Annotated in this window: 11 protein-coding genes; 5 read left to right on the top strand and 6 right to left on the bottom strand. The window is 44.9% G+C overall.

Features of this window, described 5'->3' with window-relative positions; translation table 11 throughout:
- The first annotated feature begins 30 nt into the window (after positions 1–30).
- Together L3V35_RS05550 and L3V35_RS05555 are read left to right on the top strand one after the other, a co-directional pair.
- Positions 31–3,105 (top strand): GH116 family glycosyl hydrolase, encoded by a 3,075-nt coding sequence (locus L3V35_RS05550; protein ID WP_237298782.1) that lies wholly within the window; start codon positions 31–33, stop codon positions 3,103–3,105.
- Positions 3,106–3,185: 80 nt separating this feature from the next.
- The gene (locus L3V35_RS05555) at positions 3,186–4,199 is read left to right on the top strand and encodes a substrate-binding domain-containing protein (RefSeq protein ID WP_054541431.1); all 1,014 of its coding nucleotides are present in this window, start codon (positions 3,186–3,188) and stop codon (positions 4,197–4,199) included.
- Between the two features lie 199 nt (positions 4,200–4,398).
- Here L3V35_RS05555 and L3V35_RS05560 read toward each other — a convergent pair whose 3' ends face one another.
- Positions 4,399–6,027 carry an ABC transporter ATP-binding protein gene (locus L3V35_RS05560; RefSeq protein WP_237298784.1) on the bottom strand — a complete coding sequence of 543 codons (1,629 nt, stop codon included), beginning with the start codon at positions 6,025–6,027 and terminating at the stop codon, positions 4,399–4,401.
- A gap of 12 nt (positions 6,028–6,039) precedes the next feature.
- Positions 6,040–6,534 carry a hypothetical protein gene (locus L3V35_RS05565; RefSeq protein WP_004732800.1) on the bottom strand — a complete coding sequence of 165 codons (495 nt, stop codon included), beginning with the start codon at positions 6,532–6,534 and terminating at the stop codon, positions 6,040–6,042.
- A gap of 240 nt (positions 6,535–6,774) precedes the next feature.
- Between L3V35_RS05565 and L3V35_RS05570 the strand changes: the two genes are divergently transcribed.
- On the top strand, positions 6,775–9,135 hold the full coding sequence (locus L3V35_RS05570; protein WP_017077005.1) for an ATP-binding protein: 2,361 nt from the start codon (positions 6,775–6,777) through the stop codon (positions 9,133–9,135).
- Positions 9,136–9,360: 225 nt separating this feature from the next.
- On the opposite strand, the gene L3V35_RS05575 is transcribed toward L3V35_RS05570, so the two are convergent.
- Positions 9,361–10,107, bottom strand: coding sequence for a flagellar brake protein (locus L3V35_RS05575; protein WP_004732802.1), 747 nt, complete (start codon positions 10,105–10,107; stop codon positions 9,361–9,363).
- 274 nt (positions 10,108–10,381) lie between these two features.
- Here L3V35_RS05575 and L3V35_RS05580 point away from each other — a divergent pair, with 274 nt between their 5' ends.
- Together L3V35_RS05580 and L3V35_RS05585 are read left to right on the top strand one after the other, a co-directional pair.
- Entirely contained in the window at positions 10,382–10,666 is a 285-nt protein-coding gene (locus L3V35_RS05580) for a GNAT family N-acetyltransferase (protein ID WP_004732803.1), read from the top strand.
- Between the two features lie 11 nt (positions 10,667–10,677).
- Entirely contained in the window at positions 10,678–11,808 is a 1,131-nt protein-coding gene (locus L3V35_RS05585; RefSeq protein ID WP_237298786.1) for a phosphotransferase, read from the top strand.
- A gap of 81 nt (positions 11,809–11,889) precedes the next feature.
- On the opposite strand, the gene dsbD is transcribed toward L3V35_RS05585, so the two are convergent.
- The 3 genes from dsbD to L3V35_RS05600 are packed head-to-tail and all read right to left on the bottom strand — an operon-like array spanning position 11,890 to position 15,840.
- Positions 11,890–13,686 carry a protein-disulfide reductase DsbD gene (gene dsbD, locus L3V35_RS05590; RefSeq protein ID WP_237298787.1) on the bottom strand — a complete coding sequence of 599 codons (1,797 nt, stop codon included), beginning with the start codon at positions 13,684–13,686 and terminating at the stop codon, positions 11,890–11,892.
- Positions 13,683–14,624: an FAD:protein FMN transferase gene (locus L3V35_RS05595; protein ID WP_237298789.1), complete on the bottom strand. Its 942-nt coding sequence runs from the start codon at positions 14,622–14,624 to the stop codon at positions 13,683–13,685. The genes dsbD and L3V35_RS05595 overlap by 4 nt, the downstream gene beginning before the upstream one ends.
- Entirely contained in the window at positions 14,614–15,840 is a 1,227-nt protein-coding gene (locus L3V35_RS05600) for a DUF3570 domain-containing protein (protein WP_004732807.1), read from the bottom strand. The genes L3V35_RS05595 and L3V35_RS05600 overlap by 11 nt, the downstream gene beginning before the upstream one ends.
- Positions 15,841–15,889: the final 49 nt, after the last annotated feature.

Consider the following 15,889-nt stretch of genomic DNA (forward strand, 5'->3'; position numbering starts at 1 on the left):
AAGAAAAAAATATTCAATGGCGGTTTTAAAATGAATAATAAAATTCCATATACGAGTTACTCAGGAAATTCAGAACATCTGTGTAAAAAAGGTGATGCAGTTGAATTTATTCAACCTTGGTACACGCCAATTTCTACCACACCAGAAAATACCGGTATGGCGGTGGGCGGAATTGGCAACACATTTACACTGACGCCAAACGGCAATACACCAAACTTCAGCTTTATTCCGGGAATATTCGTCGATTGCTCAGAGCAAGTTATTAATTTTAATGATTTTTATGCATCTGTGATGAATGTGCCAACTATCGATACGCTGCAAGTTCTTAGCGAAGAAGAGTTGAGTGTTCACCTGAATTTTTATCCTGCTTTGTTTGATGGCAACAAGATTGAAAGCAAAAACGTATCGAATGCGATCAACCTGATCCGAGCTGCGTTAACAAATGGTCGCTTCTACCAAGAAAATAAAGCTAACTTTACAAAATGGAACGTTGAATTTTCAAATAAGACTCAATTATTGATTGAAGAAGACTCAGCTTCAACAATTTGTCAATTATATGTCGCCTTAGATTTCTTTAATGGTTTATTAACAAATGATACAACGAAGTTATTATCGCTTACCGCGGGTGATAATAATCATATAGATAGTGTTAATGGTAGGGATATAGAATATCAAGCTTTGTATCCATTAGCTGAATATAAATACAGCAGCTTCGAAGATATTAATATAAAGCGAAAGGTAGTATCTCCGATCGTTAAAGAGAACAAACGCCTTTGCTCTTTACCGATGCACTGGAATCACTTCGAATTAACCAATAATTCATCGCAAACACGCGTGATTACGCTTGCTCAGCCTCTACAAAACTTAATTGGCTCAACCTACCAAAAAGGTCGCGATGGCATTCAAGATTCGGCTTGTACCTTGTCTCAAAATCCAATCGCTCAGCAGCATGAAGTGGTCAACTTAAAAGGCGAAAGTCACAGTTTTACGGGTGTTCAGCTCTCTAGCCAATCGCCTTATCAAAGCGACATTGAAGGCGAAGTGGTATTTGGTGTTCAAGCGGATAACCATTTGACGGAATCTGGTAAGGTCTCGATTTCTGTCAAGCCAACGCTTTATACCTCTAAGACTGCTCAGCAAACAGAATTCGCACTCAAAACAGGCCGTACCAACATTGAGTTCCAAACCGGTATCTACACCGGGCGTGAAGCACTGAGCGCGTTGGTGGTGGTTCAGGTTGAGTTGGCAGCGGGTGAGTCTGTTGATTTGCGTTTTGCACAGGTGATGGCGCACAGCAAAGTCATGCTTAATGGCTGGTATTCAGATAAAGCTTACACGCAATTCTACCCGCAAACGAAACCGGCTCTGCCGATGTTAGAAGAGGTATTGCCACAGCTAGAAGCGATTGAGCATCAGATCGTGAAGCAACAAACGGCTTTCCTAGAGCAAGCTCAAAGCAAGATATCACAGCCTGATTCTGCATTGCGCTATGCGACGATGGCGATGAATTCATTGTCTTTTCTGGCCGAATCAACGGTATGGGATAAAGAAGATAAGTTCTTGGTGAAAGAGTGTGTCGACTACCCATTCTTTAACTCTCTGGATGTGTATTTCTACGGCTCATTCTCACTGCTTTATTTGTTGCCTGAGCTTGATGGCTGCGTGATGAAAGAGTTTTCTAAGGCCATTTTGGCGGAAGACTTTACCGAGCGCCGATACTGGGAATACGAAGCGACGCCTGATGCCGAATTGATTGATGACAAGTACCAAGGCGTGCGTGCTATTCGAGGTGCGGTGATCCACGACTTGGGTAGTCCATTCGACATCCAGCCAGACGCTTACAGCTGGCACAACGTGAAAGAATGGAAGGACTTAGCGCCGAAATACATTTTGATGGTGTACCGCCATTATCAAAACACCCAAGATATCTCAGTGGTTAAAGAGTGCTGGCAAGCGGTAACTGAAAGCATCGATTTCTTATCGAATTTGATCGCTGAAGGTGACGATTTACCACTAACCCGAGGCACAGACGATACCTTTGATAACCTCGCGTCTCACGGCATCTCAATTTACTGTGCGAGCCTTTGGGTTGCTGGCCTACAAGCCGCGAGCGAACTTGCACAATTGATGGGTGAAAGCGAGCTAGCTAGCGGTTACTTAACGCGTTCTAAAAAGGCGTTAGCCACGGTTGAGCAAAGCTTGTGGGATGACAAAGAGGGTTACTACCACTTCTTCGTGACGCCAGTTCAAGCCAAGCATCTAATCGGTGCGGGCTATCAAGCTCTGGAAACCTTGGGCCTGACTTTGACGGGTGATGCGATTGCTGACAAGAACACGCTCAATGCCTATTTAAATGAAACGGATACCTCCATCAACATCAGTAAGGTATCTCAAAGAGTCTCTAAGAAACGCTTGTTGAGTGAGACTGCGCCTCAAGCCTTTACACAAGAATACTTAGATTTAGTGCCAGATTCTGACAACAGTTTTGGTGATGCCTTGTTGGCTGACAGTTACCTAAAGCTCATCGGCTTGGACGGTATTTTCCCCCAACAGAACATCAAACGCGCATTGGACTATGTTTATAAGCACAACTTCGAAATTAATAGCCCCAAGTTGGGTGTTGCGAATATGACGTTAGCCGATGGCTCACCACATGAAGCATTTCAGGCACAAGATGTGTGGATTGGTGTTCAGTTTAGTGTGGCAACAGCGTTGAATTTAGCGGGTAAATCACAGCAAGCAGAAACATTGATGGATACCGTGTATACCGCGCTCTATGACTATTCGAAAATTCCATTTGCAGCACCAGAGGGGTTCAATTGCTCTGTGTCTGTCAATGAGACAGATCTTATAGAAGCATTTAAAGTGTCGCAAAATGATGCGAAAAAATGGCTAAGTGTACTTAAATGTCAAAACTGTGTGCTACCTGACGGTCGTATCAATCCAACATTGACGAAAGATACTGATAATTTTGTTAAAATGCTGAGCGGTGAAATCCCGCTAGAAAAGCTGGCAGGCTTACACAAATGGTTACTGAGTACTGGCTTGAAATATACGGCTGGTCGTTACTTCAGACCGGGGATGATCTTCGCCTATTTGTACTGAAAGAACTAAAAACTAACTGGTGAAATGAAAAAGAGGGGGCGATTACGCTCCCTTTAATCGATTGAATTTAAGGTATCGAGATGCGTACTAAAACAAAAAAAACCACCGTATACGATGTAGCAAGACTGGCTGGCGTTTCTCCCAGCACCGTGTCTCGCTTCCTTAATCGAACCACTTATGTGTCTGACGATAAAAGCCAAAATATTGAGCAAGCGATTAAAGATACTGGCTACAAACCTAATTTTCAAATGCAAGAAAACACCAACCGACGTTCACTCACCATTGGTGTGTTGGTGCAACACCCTGACAGCCCTTATACCAGTCGTATTCTCAATGACATGGAGAAAACACTGATCGCTCAAGGCTATTCGTTAGTAATCGCGACAGGGCATTGGCAGAAAAAGTTGGAAATGCACGCGTTGGAGTATCTCGCAAAAAGTAACGTGGATGGCATGATCATCGTGACAGGAAGCATTACTCAGGAAGAGATTGCCAAGTATGCACAAGACATTCCTATCGTGATGGTTGGCTACGATTTTGTTGAGAATAACGTCCGCTCCATCAACATTGATAACGTGTTGGGCGGCTACATGGCAACCTTACATTTACTGCAACAAGGGCATGTGAATATTGCTCATATTAAGGGGCTTTCAAGTCAACCTGATTCGGGGAATCGCTTTGAAGGCTATAAGAAAGCACTTCAAGAGGCGGGCATAAAAGTGATGCCAAAACTCGTTAAACAGGGTGATTTCAGTAGTGAGTCAGGCTACGAGAAAACCGTTGAATTGATAGAGTCGAAGGTTCACTTCTCCGCCTTATTTGCTGCTAATGACCAAACGGCTTACGGTGCGATTAAGGCATTGCATGATCACGGTTATAAAGTGCCAGAAGATGTGTCGGTGATCGGGTTTGATGACCTGCCAACCTCTAAGTATTTCACGCCTGCATTAACGACATTAAGACAGCCTATTGAAGAAATTGGAGAGGTATGTGCTCAATCGATTTTGAATCTATTATCTGGCGAGAGGCATGAGGCTCGATTGCCACCGATTGATTTGATTGTGAGAGAGTCGACCAAGTCTTTGTATCGCTAGTATGCCATGAAGTGATTTGATGGCAGGGAATGACACGTCAAGATGAATTATTTCCCTTCAGAAACGAAAAATGTCGCATCCATGCGACATTTTCTTTTGGCGGCCAAACCAGTTTTGCTATATCCATTCTAGATTTCAATCCATTAGGAGATTATTCAGAATGTACATATAAGACGCTGTTAATGTTGATTAGTTCCCGTTACGCCGCATTTTTTTTCGATTTATTTTCTAAGTCGAATGACGCTGCGATTAACTTCTTGGTGTAGTCATTTTTCGGTGCATTGAAAATCTCTTCTGCAGACCCTTCTTCCATCACTTCACCCTTCTGCATCACCAATACGCGATCTGACAGTGCTTTCACTACCGAGAGGTCGTGGCTGATGAACAGAAAGCCGATATTGTGCTTGGCTTGAATGTCTTTGAGCAGGTCAATCACGGTCAGTTGTACTGAGCGATCGAGTGCTGAAGTCGGTTCATCCAGCAAAATGAAAGAGGGCTCTAGAATCAGTGCGCGAGCAATCGCGATACGTTGTCTTTGCCCGCCAGAGAACTCATGCGGATAACGGTTTATTGAATTCGGCTCTAAGCGAACTTCAATCAATGCTTTACGGGCTCTTTCTAGACGTTCTTGCTTGGATAGATGAGGTTGATGCACTGTTAAGCCTTCGGTGATGATTTCCCCAACTGTCATGCGTGGTGATAAAGAACCATAAGGATCTTGGAACACCATTTGGACATCTTTCTTGAGCTTGTGACGCTCTTTATCATTTAATAAGCTAACGTCTTGGCCTTTGTAAACAATACGTCCGGTACTTGGCAGCAAGCCAATTAATGCACGTCCAAGAGTCGATTTACCTGACCCTGATTCACCTACAATGCCTAGCGTTTCGCCTTGTTTAAGATTCAACGAAATCCCTTTTACGGCTTCGAAGTACTGACTTTTACTCTTGATGAAATGTGATTTAACCAAGAACTGAACTCGGATATCGTCAGCAGACAATAGCTCTGGGGCTGACGCCTCAACAGGAACCTTGGCGCCTTTAGGAATCGAGTCAATCAGCATGCGTGTGTAATCGTGTCTTGGATTCTCGAATAAGGCTTGAGTCATCCCTTCTTCAACCAGTTCACCTTTGCACATCACCAGAACACGGTCGGCAAAATGTTTTACTACGCCAAGGTCATGGGTGATGAACAAAATTGCCATGCCCATTTTGTTTTGGATTTCTTTGATAAGAGAAAGCACTTCCGCTTGTACGGTCACATCCAATGCGGTGGTGGGTTCGTCGGCAATCAAAATATCGGGCTCATTGATTAAAGCCATCGCAATCATGATGCGTTGCAGCTGACCGCCTGAAAACTCATGCGGATACTTGTTGTAAGCCTGTTCTGGCATTGGTAAATGCACAAGATTGAAGAGCTCTAGCACACGCTGTTTTGCTTTTGATTTCGATACATTGCGGTGACACATAATGGCTTCAGCCACTTGTGTGCCCACGCGCAGGTATGGGTTGAGAGAGGTCATCGGTTCCTGAAAGATCATGCCGATTCTGTCGCCACGAATCGACTGCATTTCTCGTTCAGTCTTGCCAAGTATTGATTGCCCCTCAAATTCTATTTCAGATTGAGCATCAATGATGGCGTTATCAGGGAGCAAACGCATGAGTGCGTTAGAAGAGACTGATTTACCTGAACCTGATTCACCAACAATGGCCAAGGTTTCGCTAGAATTAAGGGTAAAGTTAACCTTTTTTACCGCATCAATGATTCCATCATTGGTTGTGAAGCTAACGGAGAGGTTATTGACTTTAAGAATGGCCCGGTCCGACATGATATATCCTTATCAATTTAAGACATTAGGTGAAGATTTCACTTCTGACGTGGTTTTAAGTTGCCCAAAATGGTGATGAGCACGTTGAATTTGTTCTAGTTCGAGCATCCAATACGAACTGCGTTGAGCACTGCAAAAAGCGATCAAGTGATTGAGTAGATCTTCACTCTGTTTTTCCAGCAGTGAATAGGTGCGTTGGATCAGTTCTGTGCTTTCGAGAGAGATAAATTGCATCAGTGCGTAAGACTGATTCAAGGTGTCGAAGGCTTGCTGATGATGGCCTAAACGGTTGAAAATCTCTGATTGAGCGACACTTGCGTCTCTAAGCCCTGCAAGTAGACAGGCAAATTGGCAGGGCTTGATGTCGCTTTGGTATGCAGCGTCCTGGATGTGGTGAGGAAGAGACGTTAGAACATCACCATACAGGCGCTGTGCTTCTGGCCAGTGACCTTGTTCCATTAACTGTTCAGCTTTTAGGTAGTGCATCCAGCATCGTTCAATTTCCATATCCACATCCTCAATTTATAATATCTGAAAATGTTAATGATATTTATTATCAAATGCAAATTAAAATCATTCACATGTTAAGTTGGTAAATAAAGTGGCCGGTTATTCTTAAAAACGGCTCAAATTGTGCGTTATTTGCTCAGTTGAACAGCGATGTTGCGTAAGTCACTAAATTTATAGGAAATTACATCTACACTGATTTTATCTACACCCAAGTAATGAAGGACTAAGGAGGCGGCGATGGCGATGCAAAGACTCAATACAGAACAGCTGTATAAGGTAGCGGAACTCGATAAGCTACCATGTAAGTCGACCAAAGAACTGGCTCCAATTGACGAAATCGTCGGGCAAGAACGTGCACAAAAGGCCGTTGAGTTCGCGATGTCAATCAAGGAAAAGGGTTACAACATTTATGCGATAGGGCGAAATGGTTTGGGTAAGCGAACCATGATTTTGCGCTATCTAAACCGACACACTCAAGAGGTCCAAGAGCTTTTTGATTGGTGTTATATCGCGAACTTTGAAGATATTCGTACACCGAAGGTACTCAAGTTGCCACGTGGCGTGGGCAGCAGCTTAAAGCAAGACATTGAAAAGCTGATGCGTAAATTGCTTAAAGCCATGCCGCTCGCATTCGACAATGAGATGTACTTTAGCCGTGCAGATAGGCTTAAAAACCAATTGGCCACGAAGCAACAAGCTGCACTCGAAACAATTAGCCAAGAAGCGAAAGACAAGGGCATCAACCTGACGATTACTACTCAGGGTGATTACCAGTTTGTCGCAATGAATGGGGATGATCTTCATACCGAAGAGAGCTTCGATCTGCTTTCGCCGGAAGAGCAAGACCAGTTCGATAAAACCATTGATGGATTGGAAGTGGGTCTACGAACCATTTCTCGCGAACTGACCGAGCTTGAAGAGACGTATACAGAGAAAATTCAAAAGCTTAATGATGATACGGCGCGAGATGTGATCACGCACTTCATCAAGCAGTTGAAGCAAGATTACAGCCAATATGCAGATATCAAAAAGTACCTGACGGCACTGCGTAAAGACATTGTCGACAACGCAGATATTTTCTTGGAAGAGAGCACAGAGCAAGCAGAAGTTGCGACCGCCTCTTTGGATAAGAAAATGCCACGTCGTTACAAGGTTAACGTGATTGTGAGCCAGAAGGAGGAGACGCTGCCGATCGTGGTTGAAGAGAATCCGAATTATCACTCTCTGTTTGGCTATGTCGAGACGGCAACTTTTAAAGGTACCGTATTTACGGACTTCTCATTGATTCGCGCTGGTAGTTTACATAGAGCCAATGGCGGTGTGTTGTTGATGGATGCGGTTAAAGTCCTCGAACAGCCTTATGTTTGGGAAGGCCTGAAGCGCGCGCTACGTTCGCGTCAATTGAGCTTCACTTCATTAGAAAAAGAGGTCACGTTAACGGGAGCGGTATCGCTTGATCCAGAACCCATTCCATTAGACGTTAAGATCATTTTGTTTGGTGATTACCGCACTTATCAGCTATTGCAACATTACGATGCGGAGTTCGGTGAACTGTTCCGTGTCACGGCCGATTTTGAAGATGAGATGAAGCGTACTGCAGATTCTGAAATGCATTATGCACGCTTCATTTCGAGCATCGTACATGACAACAACATGCTGCATTGTGACCGCAAAGCAATTGCTCGCATCATTGAGCACAGTTCTCGTCAGGCGGGTGACCAAGGTAAGTTGTCGCTGCATTCAGCACACATTGCGAATCTGCTTCGTGAGTCAAACTACGTAGCGAGAGGCTCAAAATCGAACTTGATTCGTGCAACGCACGTCGACCAAGCGTTATCTAACCAACAGATGCGTGTTGGACGACTGCAAGACAGTGTGATGGAAACCTTCACTAACGGAACAACGCTAATCCATGTTGATGGTCAGGCGGTTGGGCAAGTGAATGCTCTGTCAGTACTCAGCACAACCGATCATATGTTTGGAGCGCCGAACCGAATCACGGCTACCACAGCTTACGGTGATGGTGAAGTGATTGATATTGAAAGAAACGTAGACCTAGGTGGCAGTATTCACTCGAAAGGGGTGATGATCTTATCGGCTTATCTTTCTTCGGTATTTGGTAAGACAGCTAAAGTCCCGCTCACTACTAACATCACCTTCGAACAATCGTATGGTGGCGTCGATGGTGACAGTGCGAGTATGGCCGAGTTCTGTGCGGTGGTGTCTGCGTTTTCTAAGCAGCCAAACCGCCAAGACATCGCAATTACCGGCTCAATGAACCAGTTCGGTGAGTCTCAGCCTATTGGTGGTGTGAACGAGAAAATTGAAGGTTTCTTTGATGTGTGTGAAATCAAAGGACGTTCAAACGAACAAGGGGTGATAATCCCACGCTCGAATGTTCATAACTTAATGCTGCGCGGTGACATCGTGAAAGCAGTTGAAAAAGGCGAGTTCAATATCTGGGCGATTGACCATGTCACAGAGGCGATTGAACTGTTCACAGGCAAAGCCGCAGGTGAGGCAAGTGATGAGGGTAGCTATCCAATTGATACTATTTTTGGTATCGCTCAAGCTAAACTGAACGCACTGCGTAAATAGCTGTATAGCTAGACTAGATAGTTAGCTAGTTTATGCCTAGATAAACAGATAAACAGATAAACAGATAAACAGATAAACAGATAAACAGATAAATAAACAGCCAAAACGCAAAAGCCATCGATTCTAGAGTCGATGGCTTTTTTATTGGTTGCGACTTAGCTCGCGAGTGAGTGGTTTGTATTTGGTCAATTCACGAATTAGATGAGCGCAGTGTGTTAAATGATCTTAGCCGTTTCGTAAGCAGAGCTTGGTGCCATCGAACTTCAATTTTGCCAACAAGTGTTTGGCGTTAGCTCGGCCAATATCATCAAATTCCACACCGTATCGAGCGTAGTGCGTCGATTTTTGCAGATTACAGATGATGCCTCTCAAAGGAGGGATAAGAGGGCCATTGTAGTTTTCAGGTGTAATCTCGATAGACACTCGATCGGCAATCTGAATTGCACGAGAGGTCGGAGAGGTCACAAAACGACAACCACTTTTCGATAAGTCTCTTATCTCACAGTTTGCTCGTTGGTCGTTGAAGATAATTCTTGAAGCCAAGTTCACTTCATAGCGTGTTTCTTTACGCAACTGAGTGACTTGCATCGTGCTTGGTGTCGAAAGTACAAGAATAGGGAAGGGTTCACCAATCTTATGGTGAATTTGGCTTCTAAAGTGAATAAGTGCGCCCTCACCTCGCAGAGAGTAGGCTCGAGCGGTCATCCAAAAACCTTCTTGAAAGAAAAAATTAAGATCTTCATTGGATACCTCGGGAACCTCAACCACAATACAGTTATCACTGTGTGTACCGATAAACTTGGTGGTGGCGAGAAACTTCGTGCCAACTGGAGTCGAGACATTTAATGTCAGCTCACTGCCGTGCTCAATCATGGCCAGTGCATCGGTGCTGTTTATCGTAGAAACGGTGCGGTTACGAGGATCTTGAAGTGCCTGATTATGCTCCAAAGGCTTCTTCAGTGGTGCGTTCATTATATATTCTCCATGCGCCAACATGCGTCTGTTAGTTATATTGGTAACTTGCTAACAAGGGGTTATTACGTGCTAGATTGAGTAGGCGTACTCACATAGATTTATAGAGTGCCTTTTATCATTGCTGTTTTTATATTAAGCCGATGGCACTGAATTAACTACTTTGTTTGTAAGTACTTAGTTTTATTTATATGCACTTGCGTTAGTCTATTACAAGGAACTCATACTTCAAACTTTTATTGTTTGTCGTATCAATTATTTGCAGGAGTTGAGAATGCAGGCAGTAAAATGGGATCAAGAAGTGAACCAGATCACAGTTGAGCTAGAACCCAACCAGTTCGCGGTCGTTAAGTATCAAAAGGACGGAGATGTACTACATATCACCTCGACACGAATCCCTGATGAACTACAAGGCAAGGGCTTTGGCAAGGTGATGATGGAGTCGGTCTTGCCTGAAATTGAACAAGCAGGCTTTAAAATTGTGCCAGTTTGTAGCTATGTCGTTCACTACATGAATAGGCAGCCACAGTGGTCACATCTTCTATCTGATAAAGCATAGCAACGAGTAATATGTCTCAATCAATATCGTCAAATAATCGGGCTCAACCTGAAGCGAGTTCAAGTCAAAATCAGCCTGAGCTTTATCAAAAAATAGCGACCTCGTTGGGTTGTCATGAAGGGTTTGATGTCCAAGTGATTCAACGCCTGTGGGGAGGATATGGCGAGTTAGTTCGCTTGGTCTTTTCTCAAGAAGGCCATGCTGAACTGAAAAGTGTGATTGTTAAACATGTCGCGTTACCAGATAAAGCAGAACACCCAAAGGGTTGGAATACCAAACTCTCTCACCAACGAAAGGTGCACTCTTACCAAGTTGAAACGGCATGGTATCAGTCGTTCACTCAACAGTGGGATGAGCGTTGCCCTGTACCTGTAGGGCTGCATTGTGAGTTACAAGAGAACGAATGGTTGATTGTGATGCAAGACTTAGCCGAAATCGGTTTTCCGTTAACTTCTCAGTTTAATGTGCTTGCTGTTTCTGACGATCTGGCAACCAAAGATACTCCGTACGAATGCGCGTCTACCTACACCTCAATCGAGCAAAAACAACGCGATGCTTGTCTTAAATGGCTCGCTAACTTTCACGCAAAGCACATTAATATCAATCAACAACAGTCGTCATCATTGTGGCAAGTCGGCACATACTGGCATCTAGACACACGCCCTGATGAGTTTAATGCCTTGCCTGATTTACCATTGAAGAACCAAGCCAAGCACATCGACCGTTTACTAAAAGAATGTCCGTATCAAACTTTGGTACATGGCGACGCCAAGCTTGCCAATTTCTGTTTTGATTCAGAAAGCCAAAATGCAGCTGCCGTCGATTTCCAATATGTGGGTCATGGTTGTGCGATGAAAGACGTGGCTCTGTTTATGAGCAGTGCGGTGAGGCCGCAAGATTGTGCAGAGCTTGAATCACAGATGTTAGAGACTTACTTCCGATACTTGGAAGAGGCATTGACGTACTATCAGCCACAGCTTTCGTTCGATGAAGTCGAAGCTTCATGGAGACCAATGTTTTATGTAGCGTGGGCTGATTTTCAACGTTTTGTAAAAGGCTGGAGTCCAGAGCATTGGAAGATCAACCCGTATACTGAGCATTTGACTCAAACGGTGATTGAGCAGCTAGAAAGCCCAGAATAAATTGCCTCTTATCTGCAAACCAAATAAGAAAAAATCGCCCAATTTATGATTGGGCGATTTTGATTTTATCTAGCGTAGGCCTTAGTTCGTTTGGCTATCAGCTTCTGTTGTTCGTGTGTAAGCGAGCTTATTGGCAAGTTTGAGTTTTTTATTGAAACTCTCTTTATCAATATCTCCCATTACACGCGCAGGCTCTATTTCACCGCTGGCGGGTGAGTAAAAGAAAATTGCTGGTGGGCCAAATACATTCTTATCATTAAGCCACGCCATTTGCTCTGGAGAGCTTTCTGTCACATCAAGCTTTATTGTCTTCCACTCTTTAAGTTTTTGGCTCACTTGTTGGTCGTTGAACACGTTGGTTTCAATCACTTTACAAGACACACACCAATCTGCGTAAAGGTCGACTAGCACCTTTTGGTCGCTGCTCGCTGCGGTTTGTAACTGTTGTTCTAGCTGAACAATAGAGTCAGTTTTTTCAAAGGGAGTGACGGCAATGGATTGGGTTGATTCTCTATTCGCGAGCGGGTTAAGAGGATCGGTATTACCTAAGAAAAATCCGACAAACAAAATTAAACCATAGCTCAATGGTAGCAAAGCAGAGAACTTACGAGTACGCGCCCAACCCGGTTGTGCGGCTTCTAAAGCACCGAAATGCACACCGGAACCGATAGCAAGCAGCGCCCATAAGATCATAATGATCGATGGAGCGACAAAGCGGCTCAACAGGACAATAGCAACCGCTAACAACAGCACGCCAAACACTTGCTTAACTGAAACCATCCACGCGCCACTTCTTAATAACAGACGCCCGCCACTTGCGCCGATCGCGATAAGCGGTATGCCCATACCAAGCGCCATAACGAACAGAGTCGCTCCGCCAAACACCCAATCTTGAGTTGTTGAGACGTACAGCAACGCACCAGCCAATGGAGCACTGACACAAGGTGATACAACCAAGGCTGATATTGCGCCCATGGCAAAGACACTGGCGATCTTACCGCCTCCAAGCTTGTCTGAGCCGCTGTTGAGCTTTTGCTGCAGGGCGGCAGGCAGTTGGAGTTCATAGAATCCGAACATCGCCAATGCGAGCAGAACAAAAACCGCTGCAAAGCTACTTAACAACCAAGGCTGTTGCATCGCGGCTTGCAGGTTGACGCCTTTTGCCAAGGTGGTGACTAAGATCCCCGTCATGGCATAGCTGGTCGCCATACCCAGAACATAGGAACTGGAGAGTGCCGCCCCTTTCTTGCCTGTCATCGCTTTTTCGCCACCGATGATGCTAGCCAAAATCGGAATCATCGGCAGTACACATGGCGTCAGGGACAAGCCTAAACCAAGCAAGAAGAACACAAGAAGTGCTTGTAGCTTTCCGGCTTGGGATAGGAATGAAGACAAGCCATTCGTGTCCTCACTGATCTCACCTAGGGTTTGATATAGAGAGTTTGATGGCTCCTCAACCAGGGTTTCAGCTACGGTTTCGAGCATCGGCAAATCGAGCACTAACTTTTGCGGCAGGTAGCAAAGTCCTTTGTCTGCGCAGCCTTGATAACGCACGGTGAGTTTCCCACTCCCTGAGTAAGGAACAGTAACGGTAACGGGCTCGTGAAATACGATGACGTTACCAAAGTTAGGATCCTCTTTCTTTTCACCTGGCAGCGAATAACTCGGTTCTAACGTAGATAATGACGACTCTCCTTTGAACGAAAATCGAGATTGATACAGGTAGTAACCCTTGTGGGTATCAAAGCTGATGACCGCGCCTTGGTCTGTGGCTTCCCATGTGACGGGGAAGGCCTCTTCAACGGGAAGAAACTCGTTTTCTTGAGCATGTAACAATCCGCTAAACAATAGAATTAACGTAAGTAGGTAGCACTTCATGAATGAAGGAACTCCGTGTTTTGGTGAATGTGTAATTGATCGTCGATGTAGATAACAGCGCTATCTTCGGGTACTGAAATACTTGGGTTCAGTGTCAGAGAAGTGCTGAGCACGCCGGCTTCCAATGTGGACGACGAGATAGCGGTAACAGAAAGGATCTTCTGCTCGACATCTTGCTTTGACAGAATATGAGAGGTGGTCTTGTCACCAAATTGCACTTGGCGTTCACTGTGAGCCGAAGTCGTGAGCGCTGCGTCCGTTAACGGAACGGCGAAAAATGGGGTCTTGTTGTCTCTTGGATCTAATACAGCAATGTTAAATGCCGAGCCATCCGGTTTGGTGCCTAACGCATAGATGTCACCGCCAAAATTCACTAACATCGACGTCGCGCCGAGTTGTTTTCCGATCGCTACGGCTTGGTCGACGGCGTACTCTTTGATGACGCCGCCAAAGTCGAAGCGAGTGCGGGAATCAGGGACGTGTAGCCTTGTCCCTTGTAGAACGACGGCCCCTTTTTGATCCATTGTCCCTTTCAGCTCCCACGCTTGCTTGCCCAAAGCAGAAGACAAGGCTTGGAAAGCATGGCTGTGCAACATCTTCGGCTTTTGTTTTAAAAGATGTTTGATGCTGCCAACCGTAGTATCAAAGGTATCGAACGTCAGTTGACTTAATCGGTCGAGGTGTTGGAAAACCTCGGCAGATTCAGAATCGAGTTCGACATCACATGATGCTCGCTGATTAATGTGCTGTGTTAGCCATGAGTCATCGCAGTAGAAGTTATATTTGTCTTCCAATCGGCGTGTGTTTTGCTCTATCTCAGTCGCTATTGCTGTTGCGCTTGCCTTTGGAAAGTTAGCCAAATCCATCGACAAAATTTGCACTTCACACGGTACGGTCATGGCATGAAAGCGATGTACAAAGGGCAGGTTAGAACTCATAGGTTGCTCCAACAGCCCACCACTGTGCTTCAAAACCGTTGCTTTGTTCGTAGTACGCAGCAAGCGCATTTAAGCGTAACTTCTTATGTACCTTGATACTCGCCCCTAGTTCATAGGCATTGGCCGTGAAGTTGCCTAAGCGAAGGTCTGAAGTTGCGTAGCCTGACGATGCAAAAGAAGGATCGGCACTACTTGGATCGCGATAGAAATCGGCTGCATCTTGCGTGTACCAGAAATAGCCCGGTGCCAAGGTTAACCATTCACTCACTCGCCAAGATAATTTGCCGCCTAACTGGTGAGACATTACGCCCCAATCATCCATAAACCATTTGTATCTTGGTCGGATTTTTAGACTGTCGGACAATGAGTAAAAAGCTTGGATATTAATACCGCCAGAGAGTCGCGTATCCGGTCGAGAATCTTGTCCCAAGAACACTTCATCATCATCGATCTTTCCGTCGTCGTTGATATCGACTTCACGCAGAACCGTTAAATAGTGATTGCTCAAATAGCCACTGCGGTAACCCGTGTAAGCAGTAAAAATGCTGTATAGATTCGGCGTGAAGGTTTGTGATAATCCGGCTTCTAAACTGCCCGTGAAAATGTCTTCCCAGCTCTGGCTGTTTGATGAAGCCAACGAGTATTTGCCGAACGCTTGAGTCTGATCGAAAAGGGCAGAGCCACCTAGACTGTAAGAGCGGTTTTTAGTGCTATCGGCATAGACCAAACCTTTGGCATTGATACCAAGGCTTTCGTAATCTTCTTCTTGAGAGGCGTTACCACCGAGAGTCCATTCATTACGTAAGGTATCGCGATAGGTCGCGCTTAAGCTGATGGATTTTCTAGTGTCTTCAAGGCCTACTTTTTGGATTTCATAGCCACTGCGGTGAGGATCGTAGCCTGCACGAATAACCTCGTCGGTTTTATTTTGTGCTTGTTGAGTTTTCAGGGCGCGGTTTACCTGATCGGCATTGGAAGCAGGAGGTGTTGTAGGCCCCCATGCTGGAGAGGCGCCTGAAACACTGTCGTAGCTTATCTCTGCGTTGAGTGTCCAATCTAAGCCGATACTTTTCTCAATCGAAACCATGGTGTCATTGGCTGATACTCTGTCATCGTATTCCTCATAGCTAAGGTAATGAACAGAGATATGATCTTCAGCTAATGCCACGTTAGCCACTGCCGCTGCACTCAGCAGCGTAATTGGTAATTTTTTCATTTTTTTCTTATTTTGTTTTTTTAAATACTGATTTGTTCGTTGATGGATC

Origin of the sequence: Vibrio sp. L5-1, assembly GCF_021728315.1 — a bacterium.
Lineage (GTDB): Bacteria > Pseudomonadota > Gammaproteobacteria > Enterobacterales > Vibrionaceae > Vibrio > Vibrio splendidus_K.

What these genes read in the sequence shown, in the direction of transcription:
- L3V35_RS05550 (WP_237298782.1), top strand. Translation starts at nt 31, where the DNA reads ATGAATAATAAAATTCCATATACGAGTTACTCAGGAAATTCAGAACAT.
- L3V35_RS05555 (WP_054541431.1), top strand. Translation starts at nt 3,186, where the DNA reads ATGCGTACTAAAACAAAAAAAACCACCGTATACGATGTAGCAAGACTG.
- L3V35_RS05560 (WP_237298784.1), bottom strand. Translation starts at nt 6,027, where the DNA reads ATGTCGGACCGGGCCATTCTTAAAGTCAATAACCTCTCCGTTAGCTTC.
- L3V35_RS05565 (WP_004732800.1), bottom strand. Translation starts at nt 6,534, where the DNA reads ATGGAAATTGAACGATGCTGGATGCACTACCTAAAAGCTGAACAGTTA.
- L3V35_RS05570 (WP_017077005.1), top strand. Translation starts at nt 6,775, where the DNA reads ATGGCGATGCAAAGACTCAATACAGAACAGCTGTATAAGGTAGCGGAA.
- L3V35_RS05575 (WP_004732802.1), bottom strand. Translation starts at nt 10,107, where the DNA reads ATGAACGCACCACTGAAGAAGCCTTTGGAGCATAATCAGGCACTTCAA.
- L3V35_RS05580 (WP_004732803.1), top strand. Translation starts at nt 10,382, where the DNA reads ATGCAGGCAGTAAAATGGGATCAAGAAGTGAACCAGATCACAGTTGAG.
- L3V35_RS05585 (WP_237298786.1), top strand. Translation starts at nt 10,678, where the DNA reads ATGTCTCAATCAATATCGTCAAATAATCGGGCTCAACCTGAAGCGAGT.
- dsbD (WP_237298787.1), bottom strand. Translation starts at nt 13,686, where the DNA reads ATGAAGTGCTACCTACTTACGTTAATTCTATTGTTTAGCGGATTGTTA.
- L3V35_RS05595 (WP_237298789.1), bottom strand. Translation starts at nt 14,624, where the DNA reads ATGAGTTCTAACCTGCCCTTTGTACATCGCTTTCATGCCATGACCGTA.
- L3V35_RS05600 (WP_004732807.1), bottom strand. Translation starts at nt 15,840, where the DNA reads ATGAAAAAATTACCAATTACGCTGCTGAGTGCAGCGGCAGTGGCTAAC.